General features: G+C 68.4%; 1 protein-coding gene. It reads right to left on the bottom strand.

Translation table 11 applies throughout. The annotated features are described in order from the left end of the window. Positions 1 to 433, bottom strand: a 433-nt coding sequence (locus DYI24_RS27815) for a carbon-nitrogen hydrolase family protein (protein WP_164574583.1), incomplete at both ends; no start/stop codon positions are given.

Genomic DNA, 433 nt, shown 5'->3' on the forward strand with positions numbered 1-433 from the left:
GCAGGGCAGGCGGCCACAGGATGATGTCGGCCGGGCCGATCGCGAGGCAGCGCGAGGTTTCCGGAAACACCGCGTCATAGCCCGACATCACGCCGATGCGGCCGAACGGCGTGTCGAACACCGGATAGTCGAAGCCGGCGACGGCCCATTTGCGCTCCTCGGCGGTGAGATGCGTCTTGCGATAGCGGCCGATCTCCTTGCCGTCCGGGCCGATCAGCACGGTGGTCACATAGAGCCCCGCAGCGGCACGCTCGACGATCGGCGCGGCGATCAGGCAGCCGTAGCGCGCGCTGATCTTTGCCACCGCGGCAAGGTTCGCCGCCGCCTGATCGGCGGCCGCAGCCGCTTCCGCGGGCGTCAGGATGTACTGCGCACTGAACGCGTATTCGGGCAGGGTGATCACCTTGGCACCGAGCTTGGCGGTGTGGTCGAC

The organism is Rhodopseudomonas sp. BR0C11, assembly GCF_010820945.1.
Lineage (GTDB): Bacteria > Pseudomonadota > Alphaproteobacteria > Rhizobiales > Xanthobacteraceae > Rhodopseudomonas > Rhodopseudomonas palustris_H.